This is a genomic window from Lacinutrix sp. Bg11-31 (assembly GCF_002831665.1).
GTDB lineage: Bacteria > Bacteroidota > Bacteroidia > Flavobacteriales > Flavobacteriaceae > Lacinutrix.
In genome coordinates, this window is the sequence record NZ_CP025118.1 from 2198812 (window position 1) to 2223365 (window position 24554).

General features: G+C 31.6%; 20 protein-coding genes. 11 read left to right on the top strand and 9 right to left on the bottom strand.

Translation table 11 applies throughout. The annotated features are described in order from the left end of the window. Positions 1-211 precede the first annotated feature (211 nt). The 4 genes from CW733_RS09920 (at position 212) to CW733_RS09935 (ending at position 3668) form a co-directional block, all read left to right on the top strand. Positions 212-976 (top strand): alpha/beta fold hydrolase, encoded by a 765-nt coding sequence (locus tag CW733_RS09920; RefSeq protein WP_100997034.1) that lies wholly within the window; start codon positions 212-214, stop codon positions 974-976. A 262-nt stretch (positions 977-1238) separates the two neighbouring features. Continuing rightward, complete coding sequence (yihA, locus tag CW733_RS09925) at positions 1239-1844, top strand: ribosome biogenesis GTP-binding protein YihA/YsxC (protein ID WP_100997035.1); 606 nt, start codon at positions 1239-1241, stop codon at positions 1842-1844. Positions 1845-1887: 43 nt separating this feature from the next. Then, positions 1888-2751 (top strand): RluA family pseudouridine synthase, encoded by an 864-nt coding sequence (locus tag CW733_RS09930; RefSeq protein ID WP_100997036.1) that lies wholly within the window; start codon positions 1888-1890, stop codon positions 2749-2751. A gap of 125 nt (positions 2752-2876) precedes the next feature. Next, positions 2877-3668 carry an energy transducer TonB gene (locus CW733_RS09935; RefSeq protein WP_100997037.1) on the top strand — a complete coding sequence of 264 codons (792 nt, stop codon included), beginning with the start codon at positions 2877-2879 and terminating at the stop codon, positions 3666-3668. A gap of 47 nt (positions 3669-3715) precedes the next feature. Here the strand turns inward: CW733_RS09935 and CW733_RS09940 are convergent, their stop codons facing one another. Next, entirely contained in the window at positions 3716-4807 is a 1092-nt protein-coding gene (locus CW733_RS09940; protein ID WP_100997038.1) for an ABC transporter permease, read from the bottom strand. A 6-nt stretch (positions 4808-4813) separates the two neighbouring features. Continuing rightward, positions 4814-6958 carry a carboxy terminal-processing peptidase gene (locus tag CW733_RS09945; protein WP_100997039.1) on the bottom strand — a complete coding sequence of 715 codons (2145 nt, stop codon included), beginning with the start codon at positions 6956-6958 and terminating at the stop codon, positions 4814-4816. A 165-nt stretch (positions 6959-7123) separates the two neighbouring features. Between CW733_RS09945 and surE the strand changes: the two genes are divergently transcribed. From surE to CW733_RS09970, 5 genes are all read left to right on the top strand, one after another. Next, complete coding sequence (gene surE, locus CW733_RS09950) at positions 7124-7900, top strand: 5'/3'-nucleotidase SurE (RefSeq protein WP_100997040.1); 777 nt, start codon at positions 7124-7126, stop codon at positions 7898-7900. Continuing rightward, positions 7893-8180, top strand: coding sequence for a hypothetical protein (locus CW733_RS09955; RefSeq protein ID WP_100997041.1), 288 nt, complete (start codon positions 7893-7895; stop codon positions 8178-8180). The genes surE and CW733_RS09955 overlap by 8 nt, the downstream gene beginning before the upstream one ends. A 3-nt stretch (positions 8181-8183) precedes the next feature. Continuing rightward, positions 8184-9305: a lipid-A-disaccharide synthase gene (gene lpxB, locus CW733_RS09960; RefSeq protein ID WP_100997042.1), complete on the top strand. Its 1122-nt coding sequence runs from the start codon at positions 8184-8186 to the stop codon at positions 9303-9305. Between the two features lies 1 nt (position 9306). Next, a complete protein-coding gene (locus tag CW733_RS09965; protein ID WP_100997043.1) occupies positions 9307-9843 on the top strand; it encodes a C40 family peptidase in 537 nt (178 codons plus the stop codon). A 117-nt stretch (positions 9844-9960) separates the two neighbouring features. Then, the gene (locus CW733_RS09970) at positions 9961-11979 is read left to right on the top strand and encodes a ComEC/Rec2 family competence protein (protein ID WP_100997044.1); all 2019 of its coding nucleotides are present in this window, start codon (positions 9961-9963) and stop codon (positions 11977-11979) included. A 6-nt stretch (positions 11980-11985) separates the two neighbouring features. Here CW733_RS09970 and CW733_RS09975 read toward each other — a convergent pair whose 3' ends face one another. From CW733_RS09975 to CW733_RS09990, 4 genes are all read right to left on the bottom strand, one after another. Then, positions 11986-12537, bottom strand: coding sequence for a thioredoxin fold domain-containing protein (locus CW733_RS09975; RefSeq protein WP_100997045.1), 552 nt, complete (start codon positions 12535-12537; stop codon positions 11986-11988). 103 nt (positions 12538-12640) lie between these two features. Continuing rightward, positions 12641-14419, bottom strand: a complete 1779-nt coding sequence (locus CW733_RS09980; RefSeq protein ID WP_100997046.1) for a peptide MFS transporter — start codon at positions 14417-14419, stop codon at positions 12641-12643. A 26-nt stretch (positions 14420-14445) separates the two neighbouring features. Continuing rightward, positions 14446-15963, bottom strand: coding sequence for a peptide MFS transporter (locus CW733_RS09985; protein ID WP_100997047.1), 1518 nt, complete (start codon positions 15961-15963; stop codon positions 14446-14448). Between the two features lie 23 nt (positions 15964-15986). Next, positions 15987-18221, bottom strand: a complete 2235-nt coding sequence (locus CW733_RS09990) for a S9 family peptidase (RefSeq protein ID WP_100997048.1) — start codon at positions 18219-18221, stop codon at positions 15987-15989. Between the two features lie 180 nt (positions 18222-18401). Here CW733_RS09990 and CW733_RS09995 point away from each other — a divergent pair, with 180 nt between their 5' ends. Continuing rightward, positions 18402-19700: a hydroxymethylglutaryl-CoA reductase, degradative gene (locus CW733_RS09995; protein WP_100997049.1), complete on the top strand. Its 1299-nt coding sequence runs from the start codon at positions 18402-18404 to the stop codon at positions 19698-19700. Further along, positions 19700-20614: a GYDIA family GHMP kinase gene (locus CW733_RS10000; RefSeq protein WP_100997050.1), complete on the top strand. Its 915-nt coding sequence runs from the start codon at positions 19700-19702 to the stop codon at positions 20612-20614. Before CW733_RS09995 ends, CW733_RS10000 begins: the two co-directional genes overlap by 1 nt. 142 nt (positions 20615-20756) lie before the next feature. Here the strand turns inward: CW733_RS10000 and CW733_RS10005 are convergent, their stop codons facing one another. From CW733_RS10005 to CW733_RS10015, 3 genes are all read right to left on the bottom strand, one after another. Then, the gene (locus tag CW733_RS10005; RefSeq protein ID WP_100997051.1) at positions 20757-22901 is read right to left on the bottom strand and encodes a peptidylprolyl isomerase; all 2145 of its coding nucleotides are present in this window, start codon (positions 22899-22901) and stop codon (positions 20757-20759) included. A gap of 158 nt (positions 22902-23059) precedes the next feature. After that, positions 23060-24352, bottom strand: coding sequence for a hemolysin family protein (locus CW733_RS10010; protein WP_100997052.1), 1293 nt, complete (start codon positions 24350-24352; stop codon positions 23060-23062). Beyond that, positions 24353-24547, bottom strand: coding sequence for a hypothetical protein (locus CW733_RS10015; protein ID WP_100997053.1), 195 nt, complete (start codon positions 24545-24547; stop codon positions 24353-24355). Between the last annotated feature and the right edge of the window lie 7 nt (positions 24548-24554).

A 24554-nucleotide genomic window follows, 5' to 3' on the forward strand; every position in this document is an offset into this window, starting at 1 on the left:
AAGTAATTGAAATACGCTTGTGTTTTAAGCACAAAAAAAAGCCAGCCAACCTTTAAACACGTTGTTTTCAGACGATTAAGAAATAACAAAATTAGTAATAAACAACTGTTGATATGTACAATAGCATAGTTTTACGAAGTATCTAAATAATACTCTAATTATTTATTTGAAATAACTATATTTGCTTTAACCGATTGACTAAAAAACCCTAATGTCGCATACACTTATTACTGAAGGAAAATTTAATTACATTGAAGCTGGAGAAGGCACGCCAATAATAGTTCTACATGGACTTATGGGTGGCCTAAGCAATTTTGATGCTGTTATAGATCGCTTTAGTAATGAAGGATACAAAGTCATTATACCACAATTACCTGTTTATACTATGCCTCTTTTAAAAACCAACGTTAAGGCATTCTCTAAGTACTTAGGTGAGTTTTTAAAATTTAAAAAATTTGACGAAGTTATTTTATTAGGAAACTCTCTTGGTGGACATATTGGTCTTTATTTTACAAAAATGAATCCTGAAAAAGTAAAAGCGTTAATTATTACAGGAAGCTCAGGTTTATACGAAAGCGCAATGGGCGGAAGCTACCCAAAACGTAGTGATTACGAAGTGATTAAGAAAAAAGCACAAGATGTTTTTTACGATCCTGCTGTAGCAACAAAAGAAATTGTTGATGAAGTTTACGAAACTGTAAACGACAGAATTAAACTAATTAAAACGCTTACTATTGCCAAAAGTGCTATTAGGCATAATATGGCAAAAGATTTACCAAAGATGAATACACCTACTTGTATTATTTGGGGAAGAAATGATGCGGTTACACCTCCTGATGTTGCAGACGAATTTAATAAATTACTTCCGGATTCTGATTTGTTTTGGATTGACAAATGTGGACATGCTGCCATGATGGAACATCCTACAAAATTTAATGAAATTCTTGGAAACTGGTTGAAAGAGCGTAAATTTTAGGTTCATCCCAGTTTTAATTTTTCAATCTTTACTCATTAGTCTTACTCTAATAAAAAACCTTTTCTAGACTCACTTTCTAGGAAGAAGATATCATTATACTTATCATATATCTTAAGTTGTTGCCCTATTTTTAGTGCTTACTCTTTTTTGCTCACTTAAATGTGCTTACTTTTGTAGCTTAATCAACTGGTTAAAATTTAACTTGCTTGAGTGTTTTGTTTAATTAATAATGAGATTCCTGCCTTCGCCAGGAATGAGAAAGATGAAAATTAAGTCTGCTGAATTTGTATTAAGTAATTCTGATGTGGCAAAATGCCCAAAAGATATGCTGCCTGAATATGCCTTTATTGGCAGAAGTAACGTTGGTAAATCGTCACTTATTAATATGCTTACTAGCAAAAAAAGTCTTGCTAAAACTTCTGGAAGACCTGGAAAAACTCAACTTATTAATCATTTTCTTATTAATAAAGACTGGTACCTGGTAGATTTACCTGGTTATGGTTATGCAAAAGTTTCTAAGAGCACAAAAAAGGTGTTTCAGAAATTTATTACTAAATACTTTCAGGAACGCGAGCAACTTGTTTGCGCGTTTGCCTTGGTAGATATTAGACATAAGCCACAACCTATAGATTTAGATTTCATGCAATACCTAGGAGAAGCAGGGATTCCGTTTTGTATTATTTTCACTAAAGCGGATAAGCTGAAACCTAAAGCTATTGAAAGGCACGTTGAAGACTACAAAAATGTCATGTTAGAAACTTGGGAAGAAATGCCTAAACATTTTATTACTTCTAGCTCTAAAGATATTGGTAAAGAAGAAGTGCTTGGATATATTGGAGAATTGAATGATGGGATGGTTGAGAACTAATTTATTAGAACCATTATATTCCCAAATTTAAAGCATTAATTATATGCACCAAACTAAAACCCACATCGTTCCAAAACTAGCAAAGTCAATTAGACTTCAAGAATATGGTGTTGGTATCTTTAATTTAGTTTTTACAAAATCTGCATTAAAAAAAGCTTTAAAAAAACAATACATCACTGTTAATGGCATTGGTGCCACCTCTGCAACTTTTATCTCTGGTGGAGAAACTATTTGTTTAACAATTCCAGAAAGCAATAAGCCTAGAACAAAACTAATTTTAAAGCTAAACGTAATATTCGAAGACGATTATTTGGCAATCGTACATAAACCTGGTGGCATATTGGTAAGTGGTAATAGTTTTAAAACGATAGCGAATGCATTGATTCAAAACTTAAAGCCCAGCAATCTTCTTGACAGAACAACACCTCAACCTGTACATAGGTTAGATTACCCAACAACAGGTTTGTTATTAATAGGAAAAACGAACAGCAGTATTCGTGCTTTAAACAAATTGTTTGAAGATAAAAAAATTAAAAAATCTTATTACGCTGTAACTATTGGTGAAATGCAGCCAAAAGGTGAAATAACTACAGATATTGATAACAAACCATCTCAATCTCATTATAAAGTAAAAACAAACGTTCTTTCTGAACGATTTGGCATGCTTAATTTAGTAAAGCTGAAACCTAAAACAGGTAGAAAACACCAACTACGAAAACATTTACTAAGTATAGGAAATCCAATTTTGGGCGACAAAGACTATAATATTGAGCATTTAATTTTAAATGGCAAAGGCTTATACTTACATGCTTATTCTTTGAAGTTTACTCATCCTTTTACTCAAGAGAAACTGTCTGTAAAAGACGTGCTACCTGAGAAGTTTAAGAAGATTTTTGATTCTATATAATTCATTATATTATAAAAAAAATTTCGTGTTTTACAAAGAATTTACACTTTTTTTACATTTGTTGTACAGATTAATCTTTGTCCTCTCTATATATTTGACAGACATTAATCTTAAAAATAGTAATCATGAAAAATCAAAGCACTCTATTAATTTTCTTAATTTTTATTGCTTTTAGCTTCACTAACTGTAAAGTTTCTAATGAAAGTGAATTAAATATAAAAGACACTGCACAACTTGAATCAGAAGACCAAAACATGACACCTGGAGAATCTGAATCTGAGTATTACTACGGAATAAGTTCAAGGTTTGAAGCTATTAGCAAAACAGACTTGTACAATGCAACAACTATTTTTCCATTTAATCGCGATCATGAAAACGAGAAAATTGAGAGCGTTAATTCTACTGAAATAATAATTATTGAAAACGACAGACAAACAGAAAAACGTATATATGGTACTTCTGAAAAATTAAATGAATCTCAAAAAGCGCTTTTTAAATCTCTTGATTACAACACTCACTTTTCTATGAAAACACTTTTTCAAGAAAAAAACACTGATGCATTAATAAATGAAGAAAAGAAATTTAATCCTCATTACACCATAACTCCAGAAAAAGAAGCAGTATATACAGAAGGAGAAGATGCAATATTAAATTATCTAATTATAAACAGTAAAGAAGAAACAGCAAACTTAGATAATAAAAAAGTACGTCCCGCGAAAATTTACTTTACCATTACAAAAGAAGGCACTATTAAGCATGTAAGAATAGATAGAACAACAGGCTATTCTATTTTAGACAAAAAATTAACAGAATTAATAAGTAATATACCAGGACAATGGCAGCCTGCAAAAAATAATAATGGTAAAATTATTGAACAAGAATTTGCTTTTACTTTTGGGCCAAAAGGAGGCTGTTAATTCTTGTTTTTTTTAAAATCAATCTATTAAGAAAAAGATGCTTACAGTTAATTCTTCACATCTAAAGCATCGCGTAAGGCATTACCAATTAACATAAATGCCATAACTAAGAACATGATGCACAAGCCAGGAATAATGGCTAAATACGGTTTACCAAGAATAATATAATTGTAATGGTCTTTTATCATTGCTCCCCAACTCGCCATTGGTGGTTGTGCACCAATACCTAAGAAGCTTAAACCACTTTCTATTAATATAGCTGCAGCAAAATTAGCTGCGCAAATTACAATTACTGGAGCCATTATATTTGGTAAAATATGCTTAGTAATTATACGATAGTTATTAAAACCTAAAGCTCGAGCAGCAGTAACATATTGCATTTCTTTTGCGCTAATAATTTGTCCTCTCACTACTCTAGCAACTTCTACCCACATTGTTAAACCTACTGCGATAAATACTTGCCAGAAACCTTTTCCTAAAGCCAAAGTAATTGCTATAACTAACAATAATGTTGGTATAGACCAAGTCACGTTTATTATCCACATAATAAAAGCATCTACTTTACCACCAAAATAGCCTGCTACGCTTCCCATAAATATTCCAATTACCAAAGAAATAAAAACCGCTACAAAACCTATAAAAAATGAAATACGAGCGCCTACCAAAATACGGCTAAGCAAATCTCTACCATATTTGTCGGTACCTAAGTAGAACGTTTTTTTAGTAATTAATGTCTCTGGCTTAATGGTTTTATCTTCAATAGTATATACTTTTTCAATACCTGTTAATCCATCGGAAACATATTCGGTATAACTTATTGTATTACCCGAAATAGTGTGCTGAGATATAGGAATTTCGGTTACAGTATTAATGTTTCCAAAGAACAATTTATCAAAAAAACCTTGCTCGTTTTTAATTTGAGAAGGCAACACTAATAAGTCTACATTAAAACCTGGTGCTTTAGAATGTATCGAAACATGCATTTGGTTAGCATACCTTGAATTATCTGGAGCAAACACATATGCAAACACAGAAATAACACCTACAAACACGATAAAATAGAAACTAAAAACGCCCCAAAAATTCTTTTTGAATTTTTGAAGCGCTAATTTACTTAATGAGTTTGCTTTGTTACTCAATGTTATTTAATCTTTTATGGCTGCTACTTTTTTAATTTCGTAGGTCATTTTTAAATCGTCAAGCACATTTAATGCTTCTTCCATATATACATCTTGACTTAAGCTTTCGTGCCATCTTACTCGCTTTTCTTTTAAAACGGTATCCTTTTCAAAAAGAGAAGTTTCATAAGGTAAAGACTCGAAAGACAAGTTTGTTTTATACTCCGAAATAGCATCATATTCTTTTGCTTTTTCTTCGTCAGCTTTTAATTCTGCTTTATATTTTTTATAATTTAGAGAATAAACATTCTCATCCATTTGTGTTTTAATCCACTTTGCATTTTCTTCAATAAGCTTTAATTGCGGATTGTTTTCCATACGCGCTTTACTGTTACTTATTGTAGTATCGTAATCGAAATAACTATTCCAGTAATCGTACTTTACCGCTTCAATTTTATCCCAAGGTAATGGGTTATGTTGATCGCGTTCTCCAATATCGACAAAACTGTAACGGTCTGGAACCACAACATCACTCTTTACACCTTCTAACTGTGTTGAACCTCCATTAATTCTATAAAACTTCTGACGCGTAATTTTAATAGCTCCTAAATCTCCATGAGAACTATTACGCACCATTCTGTTTAAGTCTAATATATTTTGAACAGTTCCTTTACCATAAGTTTGCTTACTTCCAATAATAATAGCACGTTTGTAATCTTGCATAGCTGCAGCCAAAATCTCTGAAGCTGATGCTGATAACTCATTAACCATAATTACTAAAGGTCCATCCCAAATAATAGAATCGTCTGTATCTTCTAAAACCTCTTTTGGTTCGTTTGTAGAGCGTACTTGTACAATTGGTCCATCTTTTATAAATAAACCTGCAATATCTACAACCGTTTTTAGAGATCCTCCTCCATTATTTCTAAGGTCTAAAACTAAACCTTCCATACCTTCAGCTTTTAGTCTTTCAATTTCTTGCTTAATATCTGAAGCTGCATTACGCTCATTATAATCTGTGAAATCGATATAAAATTTAGGTAAGTTAATAACTCCGTATTTTTTCTCGTTTTTAATAACTGTAGACGATTTAGCATAAGTTTCCTCTAACTCTACTATATCTCTAGTAATTATAATATCTTCTATAGAACCATCCACCTTTTTAAGGGTTAAATACACATTAGTTCCTTTTGGACCTTTTATTAATTTTATAGCATCATCAATACGCATACCAACAATACTTACCGCTTTTTCTTCGTCTTCTTGGCGCACTTTTAAAATAATATCACCAACCTCAAGATCTTGACCTCTCCATGCTGGACCTCCAGAAATAACTTCTACAATTTTAGTGTAATCCATTCTTTTAGAAAGTCTTGCTCCAATACCTTCTAATTTACCAGACATTTGTTGGTCGAAACGCTCTTTATCTCTTGGTGCAAAATAAGATGTGTGTGGATCGAACTCTTCAACAATAGCGTTTATATACATTGCAAACCAATCTTTACGCTGTAAATCCTCTACGTAATCTGTATAATATACGTCTAGATTTTTCAAAGTTTCTTCTCGCGCTTCAATCTCTAGCGCTTTAAGCGACTTCTTAATTTTTAGCTTACCATCTTCTTCTGTTGCTACTGTATCGCTATCTTGTGTTCTAATTAACTCGTCGTAATTAGAAATCGTACTAAATTTTAATAACTGTCTCCAACGGTTTTTCAAGTTCTTCTTGTTCTTTACATAGTCGTGATTTTCGTAATCTGTATTAAAATCCTCATCTATATTAAAATCAAAAGGTTGCTCTAAAACTTCTTTATAATAAGACTTAGCTTCAGCCATACGTTGCATCAAACGTTCATTGGTAACATTAAAAAATGTAATGTCGTATACTTTAAGTTCGTCGTCAATTTCAGTTTCAAATTTCTCAAACTCTTCTATATCACTCTTTAAAAAGAAACGCTTTAAAGGATCTATTTGTTTTAAATATGTTGTGTAAACATCTTTAGAAAATTCGTCGTTAAAATCTTTTGGCTCAAAATGCAGTTGTTCTAAAGCCAATGTAATAATCTGTACTAACAGTTTATCTTTATCTGGATCGTTATCCACTTTGGCTGTAAAACTGCAAGAACCAAAGGCTAACAAAAGCACCAGCATTAATATATTATATTTCCTTTTCATATGTATGTTATCTTTTATAGTATCGTTATTGGGGGAAAATTTCCACTAAAATAGAAGAAAAAACCGTGCCAAGTATCTGTTGACACCCTAATTTTTTGTTAAACCACGAAATTTAGGGGAATACTATAGAAATTATGTATTTTAGCCTGCTATTAAAGGCTTTAAATGAAAAACAAACCACTAATTTTAGTTACAAACGACGATGGTATAACTGCTCCAGGCATTATCACTTTAGTAAGTATTATGAAAACCTTGGGAGACGTTGTTGTTGTTGCACCAGATAGTCCACAAAGCGGAATGGGACATGCTATAACGCTTGACTCTACTTTGCATGTTGAAAAAATTCATGTAGACGAAGGAGATTATGATGCTTATAGCTGCTCTGGAACACCAGCAGATTGCGTAAAAATTGCAGTAAACGAAATTCTAGATAGACGTCCAGACTTGGTTGTTTCTGGTATAAACCATGGTAGTAACTCCTCAATAAATGTTATTTATTCTGGCACTATGAGTGCTGCTATAGAAGCTGGAATTGAAGGTATTCCTGCTATTGGGTTTTCGCTTTTAGACTATAAATGGAATGCAAATTTTGAACACTCTAAATCTTACATAAAAACAATTACTGAAAATGTTTTAAATGAAGGTCTAACCGAAGGCATTGTACTTAATGTAAACATACCAAACTTAGACAAAAATAAGTTAAAAGGCATTAAAATTTGTAGACAAGCGAAAGCAAATTGGAAGGAAGAATTCGATAAACGGAAAACTCCTCAAGGCAAAGATTATTATTGGCTAACAGGAACATTTGTAAATTACGACAAAGGTGAAGATACAGATGAATGGGCTTTAGAAAACGGTTACGTTTCTGTGGTTCCTGTTCAATTCGACTTAACAGCACATCATGCTATACAACAACTAAACACTTGGACTTTCGATGAATAAAAAAGCTATAATTATTGGATTTTTTATTGGTGTAATAACAACCTTTATTGGTATTTCAATTTACACCATAATTATTGGATTAACATTAGACTTATCTTTTCAAGAAATTATTAATAGAATCCTATCTACAAGTGTTTTAGGAAAACGTGCTAGTATTGGTGTTTTGCTAAACCTTCCAGTTTTCTATTATTTTTTGAATAAGAAAAAAGAAGATTATGCTAAAGGTGTTTTAATTGCTATTGTTTTAGTAGCTTTAGTTTTTATTCTGAATAAATTATAATTAATGAAATACTATATTATTTCTGGAGAAGCTTCTGGCGACTTACACGCCTCGAACCTAATGAAAGCATTACTTCGCGAAGATGTAAATGCCGATTTTAGATTTTGGGGAGGCGACCTTATGCAGGCTGTTGGTGGCACACTAGTGAAACATTATCGTGAGCTTGCTTTTATGGGTTTTTCGGAAGTAATAATGAACCTTAGAACCATTGCAAAAAATCTGTCTTTTTGCAAACGAGATATTGAAGCCTTTAATCCAGATGTTATTATCTACATAGATTATCCTGGTTTTAATTTACGAATTGCCAAATGGGCAAAACCTAAAGGCTTTAAAAACCACTATTATATTTCTCCACAAATTTGGGCTTGGAAAGAAGGCCGAATTGCAGCTATTAAAAGAGATATCGACGAAATGTATGTTATTCTACCTTTCGAAAAACAATTTTACGAAGACAAACATAAATTTCCAGTACACTTTGTTGGACATCCATTAATTGATGCTATTGGAGACAGACATCAAGTCGATGAGTTTAACTTTAGAAAACAAAATGGCTTAAGCGAAAAGCCAATTATAGCATTATTACCAGGAAGCCGTAAGCAAGAGATTAAAAAAATCTTATCGGTTATGCTTAGTTTGGTTGACGATTATAAAGAGTATCAGTTTGTAATTGCAGGAGCTCCAGGTCAAGATTTTGAGTTTTATCAGCAGTTTATTAAAAAGTCTAACGTTCATTTTTTAAACAATAAAACCTACGATTTACTGAGTGTTTCTACAGCAGCGCTAGTTACTTCTGGAACTGCAACACTAGAAACGGCATTATTTAAAGTACCTCAAGTTGTTTGTTATAAAGGCAGTTGGGTGTCTTACCAGATTGGCAAACGTGTTGTTAATTTAGATTACATTTCTTTAGTCAATTTAATTTTAAATAAGGAATCTGTAACCGAACTTATTCAAGGAGACTTTAACACTATAAGGTTAAAAAAAGAGTTAGATATTTTATTAGACAAATACCAACGCACAAAATTCTTTGTTGATTATTACGATTTAGAAAGAGATTTAGGAGGAAAAGGAGCTAGTGCGAATACTGCTAAACTTATTTACAACGCTATAAACATTACTTCCTAAAATGCGAAAAATCGCCCTAATCCTACTTACTATAATCACATTATCTAGTTGCGGAAGCACTAAAAACAAACGCGTAGTTACTAGAAAATCGAAAACTACAAAAACGATTAAAAAGACTCCAAAGCACACAAACGCTTCTAGTATTGCTGTTCCTAAAATAGCACAATCCATTATTAATAATGCCGAAAGATATGAAGGCACACGTTATAAATATGGTGGTACAACTAAAAAAGGAATGGATTGCTCTGGTTTAATTTACACAGCTTTTAAAGAAGATAACGTTACTATTCCTCGTGTATCGAGTGCAATGGCAAAAGCAGGAGACTGGATAGACTTAAAAACAGTTCGTGAAGGTGATTTATTATTTTTTGCTACAAAAAAAAATAACCGAAAAGTTAACCATGTAGGCTTAGTTACTGCTATTAATGGTAAAGATGTAGAGTTTATACATTCTACTACTAGTAAAGGCGTTATTACCTCTAAATTAAAAGAAAAGTATTGGTATTTTGCTTTTGTACAAGCTAGACGTGTACTTTAAGTTTAAGGCACACAATAAATCGTTTTGCAACAAAAACTAGCAAGATTAAAATTTAAGCATTCTACTTTTAAACTGATTATTAGTTATTTGTAAGATTTTATTTACTATCTTCAAAGAGTGAAACTTCTTAACTTCACTATAATTAAATTAACGGCTTGCTTAGTTCTTGGAATTCTAATCGCTTTTTTTATAGCTATTCCACTACCTACTATTTTGTATGCAACAGCTTTTCTTCTGTCACTATTAACACTACTCTATTTCATTTCTAAAAACAAAAGAACCAAAACCATTTGGTTTGGTGTTGCTAGTTTTTTAACAATGGTTTGTATTGGAGTACTTGTAACTAATTTTCATGACGAGAAGTTAGATAAAAAAAACTACACAAATATTGATTCAGCTGAAAAGCTAATCACTTTTAGAATTAGAACCACTTTAAAATCCGGGAATTATAACGATAAATATATTGTTGACATTTTAAAAATAGCCGGTGCTTCCGTTTCTGGCAAAGCATTACTTAATGTTTCGAGAGATAGTTTAAATGAAGCTCTAAAGGTTGATAATATTTATATTACTTTCGAAGAATTTCAACCTATTGTTTCGACTATAAATCCGTATCAGTTTAACTATAGAAGTTATCTCGAAAAACAATATGTTTTTAAACAATTGTATGTAAAACCCATAAGGCTTTTCCGCGTAAGCGATAACAAACATACTGTTTTTGGATATGCGGATTTAGTAAGAGAAACTATTAACACAAAACTAAAAACCTATGCTTTTGAGCCTGATGTTTTGGCTATTATAAACGCTTTAATTTTAGGACAACGTCAAGATCTTAGTAAAGATATTTACGATAGTTATACAGATGCTGGAGCGGTGCATATTCTTGCTGTTTCTGGTCTTCATGTCGCTTTGATATTGTTACTTCTTAATTTTGCATTAAAGCCATTAAAACGCTTTAAATATGGCAAAGAAATAACTATAATTATTTTAGTGGTATTGATGTGGAGTTTTGCTATAATTGCTGGCTTATCTGCTTCTGTAACTCGTGCAGTTACTATGTTTAGTATTATTGCTGTTGGTATGCATTTGCGACGACCAACCAATATTTATAACACATTAGCGATTTCAATATTTGTGTTATTACTTTTTAAGCCTTTATTTTTGTTTGATGTTGGTTTTCAGTTAAGCTATTTAGCAGTTGTTGCTATTGTTGCCATACAACCACGATTGGTGAAATTGTGGCAACCTAAAAACTTTTTCTTAAGTAAAGCTTGGGATTATTTTACGGTTGGTATTGCTGCACAGTTTGGTGTTGTGCCAATTAGCCTATATTACTTTCATCAATTCCCTGGTTTATTTTTTGTGGCCAATATTATAATAATTCCATTTTTGGGTTTCATTTTAGGTATTGGTATTTTAGTTATTATTCTCGCTTTATGTAATGCTTTACCAAAATTTCTTGTCGATGGTTTTGGCTTTCTTATATCTGGAATGAATGATTTAATGAAATGGTTGTCGCTTCAAGAAAGCTTCTTATTTAAAGATATTTCTTTTAATGGGTGGCAAGTTATTGCTGCTTACCTATTTGCTATAGCATTTGTGCAATTAGGGATCAAGAAAAACTATAAATGGTTGAAATTAACTTTGGTTTCGGTTTTACTTTTTCAAGGTGTTAATGTCTATACCAAATACAATAACAGCACAGAGACACTTACTTTCTTTCATAAAAATAGATATACCGTTATTGGGCAAAAGAAGCAGGATAAACTCAATGTATTTTCTAGTTTAGATAGCCTTTCTCAATTTAGTAATTTAACAGATTACACGATTGGCAACACCATTACAGAAATTAACACCTATAAAGTACCTTCTTTTATTAAGACTAAAAATAATACTGTATTAATTATTGATAGCCTTGGTATACACAAAGTAAAGCTACTAAAACCTGATTTTATTTTTCTTACACAATCTCCAAGACTAAATATGGATAGACTAATAGATTCATTAAAACCTAAACAGGTTATTGCAGATGGTAGTAATTACAAATCTTATGTTGCGCGTTGGAGAGCAACATGTATTAAACAAAAAATCCCTTTTCACTATACTGGTGAAAAGGGAGCTTTTATAATAGAGTAGTTCTATTTATAATTGTGCAAATTCTGGTTTGAATTTTTTAAAATAAGCATCAAATTTTGCTTGAGTATCCATACCTGTGTGCTCATTTTTTTTAAACATTTTTAGATACAATTCTAATTGTTGTGGTTTTTTATAACCTGTAACTGGAGCAATAAATTCTGCTTTTTCATCTAAAAACACTATTGTTGGATATGCTTTTACACTAAAATAACGTGATAATTGATGTGCCGAATTTCTACGCTTCGCTTTTGCAGGATCGTAATTAGGGTTCTCAAATGTTTTATCTTTAAATTTAATTACTTCATTGCCTTCAGCATTAAACTTTACAGCATAAAAATGCTTATTTACATACTCTGCTAGGTCTTTATTTGCAAACGTATTACGGTCAAGCATTTTACATGGTCCACACCAAGAGGTATAAACATCCATCATTATTTTTTTAGGATTCTTTTTTTGAAGCGCTACTGCTTCTTCTAATGTTACCCAATTAATTTCTTGTGCAGATAGTGTTACAGTTGCAAAAACTGTAAACAATGCTAAAACAATATACTTTTTCATATTACTAAATTATATTTTTTAATGTAGTTGCAAATAGTGTTCCAAAGTTACGAAAAAAACAAAACGTCTCTATTGAGACGTTTTGTTAAAATTTTGTTCTCTACTATTTAACATCATGCATTAATCTTTTAAGAATAGGATTTAAAACTACCGCTATAAGACCAACTGCAATTGGTACTAATGTAAATATTAAAAAGAAAGTTGATAAACCGTGTTCTTCTGAAATTTTATCAATCATTCCTCCCATTGTTCCTGCTGCTTTTTGTCCAATAGCAATGGCTAAATACCAAATACCAAACATAAAACCTATCATTCTTCCTGGTACTAATTTACTTAAATAAGACAAACCAACTGGCGAAATACAAAGTTCTCCCATAGTATGAAATAAATACGCAAATATTAAAAAGAACATACTAACAGATGCTGTTTTTGCACCTTGTTCAATGCCCATTGTTCCCATAACTAATACACCAAATCCTAACCCTAAAAGAATAAGACCTAAACCGTATTTCATTGCAGCACTAGGATTGTATTTACTTTCCCACCATTTTGAAAACAAAGGTGCTAGTGTAATAATAAAAAAGGAGTTTAAAATACCAAACCAAGACGCTCCTACCTCTGTAGCATCTTTACTAAACTCTCTATTTACCTTCCAAATTACTATTCCCCAAAGCGCAACAAATGCCAACGCTAGAATAATATTAGAATACGGAATTTTAGAATATGTTTTCTTAAATAATAAATATAATACCCAACTAATAATAGCTAAAGGTCCAACAGTTAAAATTAAATCTACAATTTTAAATATCATTGCAGAAGAACCTGATAATGCTCTACTGGTATAATCTCTCGCAAAAATCGTCATAGACCCTAAAGATTGCTCAAAAGCTGCAAAGAAAAATACAGTAAAAATTCCAAAAATAGAAACAGCAATAATTTTGTCTCTTATAATTCGAGAGTATCTTGAAATTCTAGATATTATTAAATATAAAAATAAAACAAGAGCAGTTAATATGGTTACGTTAGAACCGTCCAAATCACCAATACTAAAGTCTAACATATTCACATTTCCAACTTTAGACATTGGATCATTAAATAGATACAGAAGCCCTCCTAAAGAAGAAAGGATTATTAATATTTTGTCTAAACCAGTAAAAGGGTTTAATTTTTCTTCAGACTTCACATTTTCGGTAGGACTTACTTCATTAATATTTTGAGGAAGCTCGACTTCATAAACTTTAGAAGGTTTTTCACCAATTTGTCCAAATAAATCTTTAGCTAACCAGAATTGTAACATTCCTAAAAACATAAAGATCCCTGCAAGACCAAATCCCCAAGACCATCCAATATTTTCTGCTAAATACCCACAAAGCATCATACCAAAAAAGGCACCAGCATTAACTCCCATATAAAATATAGTGTAAGCTCCGTCTTTTTTAGATTCTTTGCCTTTGTACATTTCAGAGATCATAGAAGTTACGTTAGGCTTAAAAAAACCAGTTCCTATAACTAATAATGCTAAACCTAAATACAAAGTAAATTGTGTTTCAAATACCATTGAAGCATGACCTAGCATCATGATAAAACAACCTATTACTACAGCCCATTTATAACCTGTAATCTTATCTGCAACCCAACCACCAACAATTGGTGTTAGGTATAAAAGTGAGGCATAAGTACCTATTAACGCTAAAGCGTGTTCTCTTGGCCATTCCCAACCAGGGTTATCGCCTATTAAAGGTGCTGTTAAGAATAACACTAAAAGAATACGCATTCCATAAAACGAAAAGCGCTCCCACATTTCTGTAAAAAACAAGACGAATAGTCCTGCTGGATGTCCAATTACTTTGTCTTCAAATAAATTTTCGATATCAGTATTCATATGTAAAAAAATTAGTTAGTTTATTTTTAGTGTACGTTACCCATTAACTTCTTCATTAATGGAGATAGTAGTAATACAACAGCTCCTGCTCCAATTGCGTAAAGTGAAATTAAATGGAAACCATCTGTATAAACACTTAAAGTTTCTAAAGGATTAATAACTTGTCCAGGCGTATTTTCTATAGCCAATTCTTCAGAAATAAAACCTACAATTTGAAATGCAAAAGCAGATGATAAGAACCAAACTCCCATCATAAAAGAAACAATGTTTTTAGGTGATAAATCTGTTATTTTTGATAATCCTACTGGAGACATAAATAACTCTCCTATTGAAATAATAAAATACATTGCAAATAAGTAATAAAAAGGAACCATTCCGTTTTCATCTGCACTAGTACCACTTATAGAAAGAATATAAAAACTTAAACCTGCAAATAATAGTCCTAAACCAAATTTATAAGGCGTTCTTGGATTTAATTTTCTTTTTGATAAATATCCCCACAAAAGTGAAATAGGGATTGCTAAAATAATTATAAACATTGAGTTTAACCCATTAGTCTGTCCTGCACTCATAATACCATCTAGATCAACATTTCTCGATGCAAATAAGGTAATTACACTTCCTGATAGTTCATGGAATCCCCAAAACAAAGTCATAAAAAAAGTGATTAAAACAGCCATCACTAATTTTTTTCGAGCCTCATTGGTCTTTAAATTATAAATAATATAAGCAAGATATACTAAAACAGCTATACCTATAAATTTAAAAATTCCAGTAACATAATTATCTTTCCAAGATGCTAGTAGCCAAGCTATAGCTGGTGCTGATAAAAATGCAATGATTGGAATTAAAGTTTTTTGTGGGACACCAATTATTTTTTTATTGTAAACTTCTTGACTTGGAGGCATTCCTTTATCTCCAAAAACATTTTTTTTGATTCCGCTCCAAAAGAAAATTAAACCTGCCAACATTCCAATACCTGCTAAACCAAAACCATAATGATAACCATATTTAACAGCTAGCCAAGCACATAAAAAAGGAGCAACCATTCCACCAATATTAATTCCCATATAGAAAATAGTAAATCCAGAATCTTTTCTTACGTCTCCATCTTTGTATAATGCACCTACAAAAGTTGAAATATTAGGTTTAAAAAAACCATTCCCGACAACTATTAATGCAAGGGCTAAGAAAAAAGCAATATCATTTTCAACAGCTAAAACAAAATGGCCTAAGGCCATTAATATTCCACCCAAAAAGATAGAACTACGCATTCCTAATATTTTATCAGAGATTTGACCTCCAATAACTGTTGACGCGTATACCAAAGAACCATAAGATGCATAAACAACAGCTGTTGCAGCATCTCTTTCTGTAATGGCTGCAAATATTTTTTCTACCATATAAAGCGTTAATAACGCTCTCATACCATAGAAACTAAAACGTTCCCATAGCTCTGCAAAGAATAAATAAAACAATCCTTTCGGGTGCCCAAATAATTGTGGGTCTTCTAAAGCAAATGTTTTTGAATCTTGATCTGACATAAATTTATATTAGTTAGTAAATATTATCCTTTTATTTTAACCTCTTTTATCTTTTCTTCCTTGGTAGGCTTTATTTTATCTCCCAAAGTACGATCTATAAAATTGGTCATTTTTGTGTATAAATGCTTGCGCGTATTCCCACCATAAATACCATGATTATTGTCTGGATATATCATCCAATCAAACTGTTTATCTGCTTGAATTAATGCTTCAACCATACGCATTGTATTTTGCACATGTACATTATCGTCTCCTGTTCCATGGATTAATAAAAAGTCTCCTTTTAATTTATCTACATGGTTAATTGGTGAGTTATCATCGTAACCGCTTGCGTTTTCTTGAGGTGTTGTCATGTAACGCTCAGTATAAATAGAATCGTAAAATCTCCAGCTTGTTACAGGAGCGACTGCTATTGCCATTTTAAAGACATCGTTACCTTTAAATAATGCATTACTAGACATAAAGCCACCAAAACTCCAACCCCAAATTCCAACTCTTGAAGCATCAATATAAACACGCTTTCCTAAAATTTTTGCTGCTTCTATTTGATCTTCAACTTCAAATTTCCCTAATTCTTTTTGAGTTACTTTTTTAAAGTCGGCACCTTTAAATCCTGTTCCTCTTCCATCTATACAAGCAACAATGTATCCTTTTTGAGCTAACATTTGGTACCAATAATCGTTAGCACTATTCCATTTGTTTGCTACTTGTTGTGAACCTGGTCCAGAATATTGATACATAAAAAGAGGATACTCTTTAGTTACATCAAAATTGGCTGGCTTAATCATCCACATGTTTAAATCGTTTCCGTTTACATTAATTGTAGTAAACTCTTTTTGAGAAGTTGCAAACTCAGAAACCTTACTAGCTAGTACATTATTATCTTTAATGCTTTTTACCACATTACCATTTAGAGCACTGTTTAAAGTGTATTCTGGAGGTGTTGTTGCACTAGAGAATGTATTAATGAAGTAAGTAAAATCTGCACTAAAATCTGCATTATTAGTTCCTGTTGTTTTTGTTAAACGCGTTTTATTTGTTCCATCAAGATTAATTGAATACACATCACGATTTATAGATCCATTTTCTACAGATTGGTAGTAGATGTTATTCGTTTTAGCATCAAAACCATAGTAATTAGTGACCTCCCAATTACCTTTAGTTACTTGATTTATAAGTTTTCCTTTTTCGCCATAATGGTAAATATGATTGTAACCGTCCTTTTCACTAGTCCAAATAAAACTATTGTCTTTTAAAAAAGTTAAATTATCTGTTACATCAACATAAGCTTTGTCTTTTTCGGCAACAGCTAAATCGGCTTTGTTTTTAGTAGCATCTATTAACCACAAATCTAATTCGTCTTGATGACGATTCATATACTGAGCGCTTAACACGTTAGCATTGTTAGACCACTTAATTCTTGGAATATAAAAATCGCTGTATGCTTTATCTACTTTTACTTCAGTAGTTTTATCTTTCTTTAAATCGTGAATATGTAACGAAACTATTGCATTAGACTCACCTGCTTTAGGATATTTAAAAACAGTTTGCGTTTGGTACAAATCTTTACCATAGACATCCATTGAAAATTCTGGAACATTAGTTTCATCAAAACGAATAAAAGCAATTTTATCGCTATTCGCATTCCACTCGAAAGCACGAACAAAACCAAATTCTTCTTCGTAAACCCAATCGGTAATTCCGTTAATAATTTTGTTTTTCACACCATCTGTAGTAAACTGAGACGTTTTTCCAGAGGACAAATCTTTTACATATAAATTATTATTTAATCCAAAAGCTACCTTTTTTCCGTCTGGAGAAAAGGTTGGTTCTTGAATTTTATCTTCAGAAATTGATGTTAGACCATTTGTCTTTGTATTAAAAACATAATAGTTAGCCAAAGTAGAACGTCTAAAAATTGATTCTTGGTTAGTTGCTAAAAGCACTAAAGATTCATCTTCACTAAAAGTATAATCTGTAAAATACTTTATAGTTTCAAGACTAGCAGAGTTTACTAAAGTCTTAACTTTTTTCAACGTCTTGTAATCGTAAATATCGATTGTTGTGGAACCATTTTCTCTATCAAAGTTTAAAACAGAATATTCTTGGCCATTTTTCATGGAATGTAAAGCATCCAATCTTTCTGTTCTAAATGTGCCATTAGACCATATGTCTTCTAGACTAATTTCCTTGTTTTGTGCTGTAGATAAAGTAGTTACTAATAAGCATAAAATTGCTAAATATTTAGATAAAATCATTAAGAGTATTTTTTTAATAAAATAAAGTCAAGTTTACTAAAAATTAAGCAAAAAACCCTAATTATTAACAGTTAATTCATGTTTCTAAAAAGCAAAAACATTGAGATAACAATTTCATCAATCTAACTCTGCTAAAAAATAACCAACGTTTAGTATCTTCGCATCTATAAACAACACTTAATGAGCGCAACAATTTCCGGTTTTTCTAAACTATCTAAATCCGAAAAAATAGATTGGATAGTTAGTAACTACCTTTCAAATTCTGAAACTGCAAAACAAACTATCACACAGTATTTTAATGCAGACACTAAACTTCAACAGCTACACGATGAGTTTATAGAAAATACTATTTCAAATTATTACTTACCACTTGGTGTTGCTCCTAATTTTGAAATTAACGGTAAAACTTATGCTATTCCAATGGCAATTGAAGAAAGCTCAGTTGTTGCTGCTGCAAGTAATGCTGCTAAATTTTGGATGAAACGCGGTGGTTTTAAAGCTGAAGTGCTTTCGACTACAAAAATTGGTCAAGTGCATTTTATGTTCGATGGTAATTTTGACGATTTAAAACAATATTTCGACACCATTAAGCAAAAACTAATAGCAGATACTAAAGCTATTACTGCCAATATGGAAAAACGTGGTGGTGGTATTTTAGATATTGAATTACGAAACAAAACAGAAGACTTAGATAATTACTACCAACTCCACGCAACCTTTGAAACATTGGATGCTATGGGAGCCAATTTTATAAACTCATGTTTAGAACAGTTTGCTAAAACGTTTAAAGCTGAAGCTGAAAAACACCTGAGTACTCCAATAGAAGTTGTTATGAGTATTCTTTCTAATTACGTTCCAGATTGTCTTGTTCGTGTAGAAGTGTCTTGTAAAGTTGAAGATTTAGCAGATAAAGGAATTAGCGGTAAGGCTTTTGCCGAAAAATTTGTTCGCGCTGTTAATATCGCCGAAGTAGAACCTCATAGAGCGGTAACACATAACAAAGGTATTATGAATGGCATTGATGCTGTTGTACTAGCCACAGGAAATGATTTTAGAGCAGTTGAAGCTGGAGTACATGCTTATGCTGTGAAAAATGGAAAATACACAAGCTTAACACATGCCAAAATTGAAGGTGATGTTTTTACCTTTTGGATGGAAATACCATTGGCTTTAGGAACTGTTGGAGGACTAACTGGATTGCATCCTTTAGTTAAAATAGCATTGCAAATTTTAGGACAACCTTCTGCTAAAGAATTAATGCAAATTGTTGCAGTTGCAGGATTGGCACAAAATTTTGCAGCTTTACGCTCTTTAACTACAACCGGAATTCAGGAAGGCCACATGAAAATGCATTTAATGAATATATTAAACCAGTTTAATGCTACTAATGATGAAAAGAAAGTGATCGTAAATCATTTTAAAACCCATACAGTTACACATAGTGCTGTAGTTTTAGAAATTGAAAAACTAAGGCAATAATGCAAACTTTCTATAGTCACGGAAAACTATTACTTACTGCAGAATATGTTGTGCTTGATGGCGCCAAAGCTTTCGCTTTGCCTACAAAATTCGGGCAAACACTATCTATTGAAACTTACGTTGAACATAAGTTGAATTGGCAGAGTATTGACTATAAAGGTGATGTTTGGTTTGAAGATGAGTTTAGCCTAACTAATGGACAAATTACCACTTTGCACAAAACTAGTAATGACATAAGTGAAAGACTTATAGAAATATTAAATGCAGCAAAAAAGCTTAACCCAGATTTTTTACAAGGTAAAAAAGGTTACAAAGCAAGCTCTAAATTAGAATTCCCTAATAATTGGGGATTAGGCTCCTCTTCTACGCTTTTAAATAATATAGCACAATGGGCAAAAATTGATGCTTTTGCATTGTCTAATGCTACTTTTGGTGGTAGTGGTTACGATATTGCTTGCGCTCAAAACAATACGCCAATTGTATATCAAATAGTGGACGCCAAACCTTTAATTGAAAGTGTATCTTTTAATAAAGCATTTGAAGACCAATTATTTTTTGTTCATTTAAACAGAAAACAAAATAGTCGTGACTCTATAAAAACTTATAGAGATAACAAAACTAATACTGAGACTATTATTTTAAAGACAAACACTATAACCTCTAAATTGATTGCTTCAGATTCTATTGAAACTTTTAATATTCTAATTGAAACGCATGAAAACCTAATTGGAGAAATAACAAATCAGACTCCTATTAAAAAACGTTTGTTTAGCGATTTTAAAAACCAGATAAAAAGTCTTGGTGGCTGGAATGGAGATTTTGTTTTAGTTACAGGTGAAAAGGAATATATTAAAAACTATTTTACATCCAAAGGCTATAATACTATAGTTCGTTTTAAGGATATGATATTATAATGCTTTAATAAGTCTTTTCTGTTTATTCGTATTATAAATTAGCTCTTCTTTTTTTTAGATTTTGCAAATATAAAACCTACTTCTCAAGCATAAAAAAAGCTTCGCAAATGCGAAGCTTTTTATTTATAATAAGTTCTTAATACTACTGAACTGTTTTAGCTCTATAATCTTCAATCTCTGAAGCTTCTTTTAAAGCATTATATAATCTTGTATTGATTGCCGTAGATTTCTCTATAGCCACTTGGTTAGCAGAAGACTGGTAGTTTTCTAATTTAACAGCTGGAGTCTTTTTAGTAACTTCAACCATATAAACACCTTTTAAACCAGTAATTAACTTAGACGACTGTCCTTCTTCAAGTCCAAATGCTGCTCCAACTACAGTTGGCTCTAAACCTGCTCCTGCTATTGTTGGATTCTTCATATTAATAGCTAAAGCCGTTCTAATTGATTGGTTTTCGGCAGTTGCAATATCTGCAATTGTATTAACGCTAATTCTTTCTTTTATAAGTTTAGCTTTCTTTTCTTTTCTAATTTCTGGTAAAGCAGTTACAGAAGCATCTTGTGTATTCATTAAACCAGCTTCGTTTATACCTGTAATTTGCGCAACAATATAACCGTTTGTAGTTTCAAAACGTTTTGTATCACCAACTTTAGCATTGTTTTCAAATGTCCAACGTACTAAGGTTCTTAATGGTCCAACTCCAGGAATGTTTTCATCTAACTCCTTGATAGTGTTAACAGGATTAACTTTTAAGTTACTTGCTTTTGCTGCTTCTTGAAAATCTTGTTTCCCAAGAGATACTTCAAAATTAGTAGCTGTTCTAAATACTGCATTTTCTGTATCTATAGAAGGCTCAATAGTTCTTTCTATAGTTGCTACTTTGTAAGCTGTATCTTCATTTTTCTTATCGTCGATTCTAATAATATGGTAACCAAATTTAGTTTCTACAACATCTATACTTCCAGCTTTATTAAAGAATAAAAAGCTTGCGAAATCTGGATCGAATCCAGCAGGATTGTAGTTTGTTAAACGAAACCATCCAATGCTTCCGTCTTTACCTTTAGAACCGTCTGTATTAATCTCGTTTGCTACTTCTGCATATTTTGTTTTATTATTTTTAACTAATTTAAAAATACTATCTGCAGATACTTTTGCTTGTTCTTTTGTTTTAGTTGTTTCTGCAGTTGCTGCTTGAGATCCAACAAAAGGAATAATAATGTGGCTAGACTGAATAGAATCTGCTAATACCTTTCTGTCTAAAAGTTTAGTGATTTTAAAAGTGTTTCCGTCTTTATATGGACCATAAACGGCTCCAACATTTAATTTTGAAATACTATCTTTTACACCATTTGGAAAAGCAGATGCAAATACAAATTTATCTTGAAACTTTACAGCTCCATCAGTTTCAGCATTTACTAAAGTGATTGCGCTAGCTTCATTCATTGCAACAAAGCCAGCAGTTTTTTCAGTTTGCTTAGTTGTTTCATTATATGCTTCTCCTCCTTTAATAAATGAAATTAATTCATTTTGAAGCGTAGTTTCATCTTCTAAAGAAGGTACATTTTCAAATTTTACGTATTGTAAATTTCTAGATGCTTCAGCTTCGTATTTGTTCTTGTTTTTATTGATATAAGCTGTTATTTCAGATTTAGAAACAGAGATAGTACTATCTGCAATAGTTGTATAAGGAATAGATACATATTTAATATCTACTAAATCACTTTGTAATTTGTGCTCTAACTCACCTTCTGCTAAAGTAGCATTAGATGCCGCTTTAATCATGTTAATATAGTTTTGTTGCAAAGCACCAGAAGCGATACTTTCTTCACCTTGAACCCATCTGTTATAAAAATCTTGATTAGGAGAATTCTTTAAGTCTAAAATATATTGGTTTAATAAAGACTCATCGAAAATACCGTCAGCATTTAAAAACTGAGGACTAGATGCATAAGTTGTTTTTAATAAATCGCGCATTTGCTCTCTACCAACAGTTAAGCCTAACTCGTTAAACTGAGATTCCATTACAGATTTTCTTACTTCTGCTTCGTAAACTTGGTTCATAATTTGAGACTGCGTAGCATTTGGATTGTTACGTGCTTCTACTTGTGCCATAAAAGCCTGACGAGAAATGTCTTTTCCGTTAATAGTAGCAACTACATCCGGAGATTTGTTAAACAAAGCATCTTTATTATCGAAAAGGCTCGATAGTATAAACGCGAATAGCGCTAATGCGATTACTAAAATTAGTACAACTGTTTTCTGTCTTATCTTATTTAAAATTGCCATCTGTTGATATAGATTGTGTTCTGTTATTGTTAAAATATAGTGGGCGAAAATACCATTTTCTATTTAATAATAAAAGTAGAAATTGGCAATAATTTTAGAATTATTGAAATGAATAGCTTTTTTATGAAAATTCCTGCAATATTAGAGCTATTTCAATGTTAATCGTCGGTTTTTACTTTTAAAGAAACCAAATCTATTTTGGTATTTGACACTTCAAGTATCTTAAACTGAAAATTATCTGTAGTCACAATATCGTTTTGTTGCGGAATTTCTTCTGTATGATCGACAATTAATCCACCAAGTGTTTCGTAATTTTCACCTTCAGGAAGGTTTAATTTATGAGTTTCGTTTAAATAATCGACTTCTAGTCTTGCAGAAAAGATAAAGTTTAAATCGTCTATTTTTTCTTCTCTTAAAACTACAGTATCATGCTCGTCTTCAATTTCGCCTAAGAGTTCTTCTACAATATCTTCAACCGTCATTATTCCAGAAGTTCCACCATATTCGTCTAAAACTACAGCTATACTCTTACGTTTTTTAATAAGTGCGTTCAAAATATCGTTTGCCAACATGGTTTCTGGCACAAACTCCACAGGTAATACCATTGCTTTAACAGTTTGTGGTTTTTTAAACAACTCGAAAGCATGTGCGTAACCTATAATATCGTCTATTGTATCTTTATAAATTAATATTTTAGACATTCCTGTTTCGGTAAACAAGTTGCTTAAATTAGCAACAGAATCATTAATTTCTAATGCTACGATCTCTGTTCGCGGAATCATAACCTCTCTTGCTTTAACTTCTGCAAATTCTAATGCATTTTGGAAGATTTGAATTTCGGAATCCACATGATCATGTGCTTCCACAGACTCCATTTGCTCGCTTATATAATTTCCTAATTCTAGTTTTGTAAATGCTAATTGCACTTGATCACCTTCGGTTTTAAAGAATTTTTTAAGTACAAAGTCTGAAATCCAGAGTACAAAATCTGAAATAAAAGTGAATAGCAAATAAAATAGGTACGCTGGAAAAGCTAAGACTTTTATTAGTGTATTACTATAAATTTGAAAGAAGACCTTAGGAAGGAATTCCGCAGTAAATAATATTAGTAAAGTTGAAATTATTGTTTGTGAAAACAAACTTAAATCTGTGAGCAAATACTTTAAAAAAGGATAGTTACCAACTAATGAAGCAAACCACTTCACTAATAAATCTCCCATAAAAAAACCATAAATAACTAATGCTATATTGTTACCAATAAGCATAGTTGCAATGAATTTAGATGGTTTTGCCGTTAACTTTGTAAGAATTTTTGCTAAAAAATCGTTTTGCTTTTTTTCTATTTCAATATGAATTTTATTGGCAGAAACATAAGCAATCTCCATTCCAGAGAAAAATGCCGATAATAATAACGACACTATAATAATAACGATAATTACTGTTGTGGTCATTTATTTCTTATTATTTCTATCTTCATATTTTTTATGAAAATGCCTTCTAAAGAAAAACATAAACGTTGCTAGTGCAAATAAAAATAGGGATAAATATGCGTGGCTTCTATCTGTATTCCATGTTGCAATACAATCGTATAAAAAATATACACCTGCAATTATATAAATGTATTGAGAAAATTTTAAGTATTTCATTGGTTAT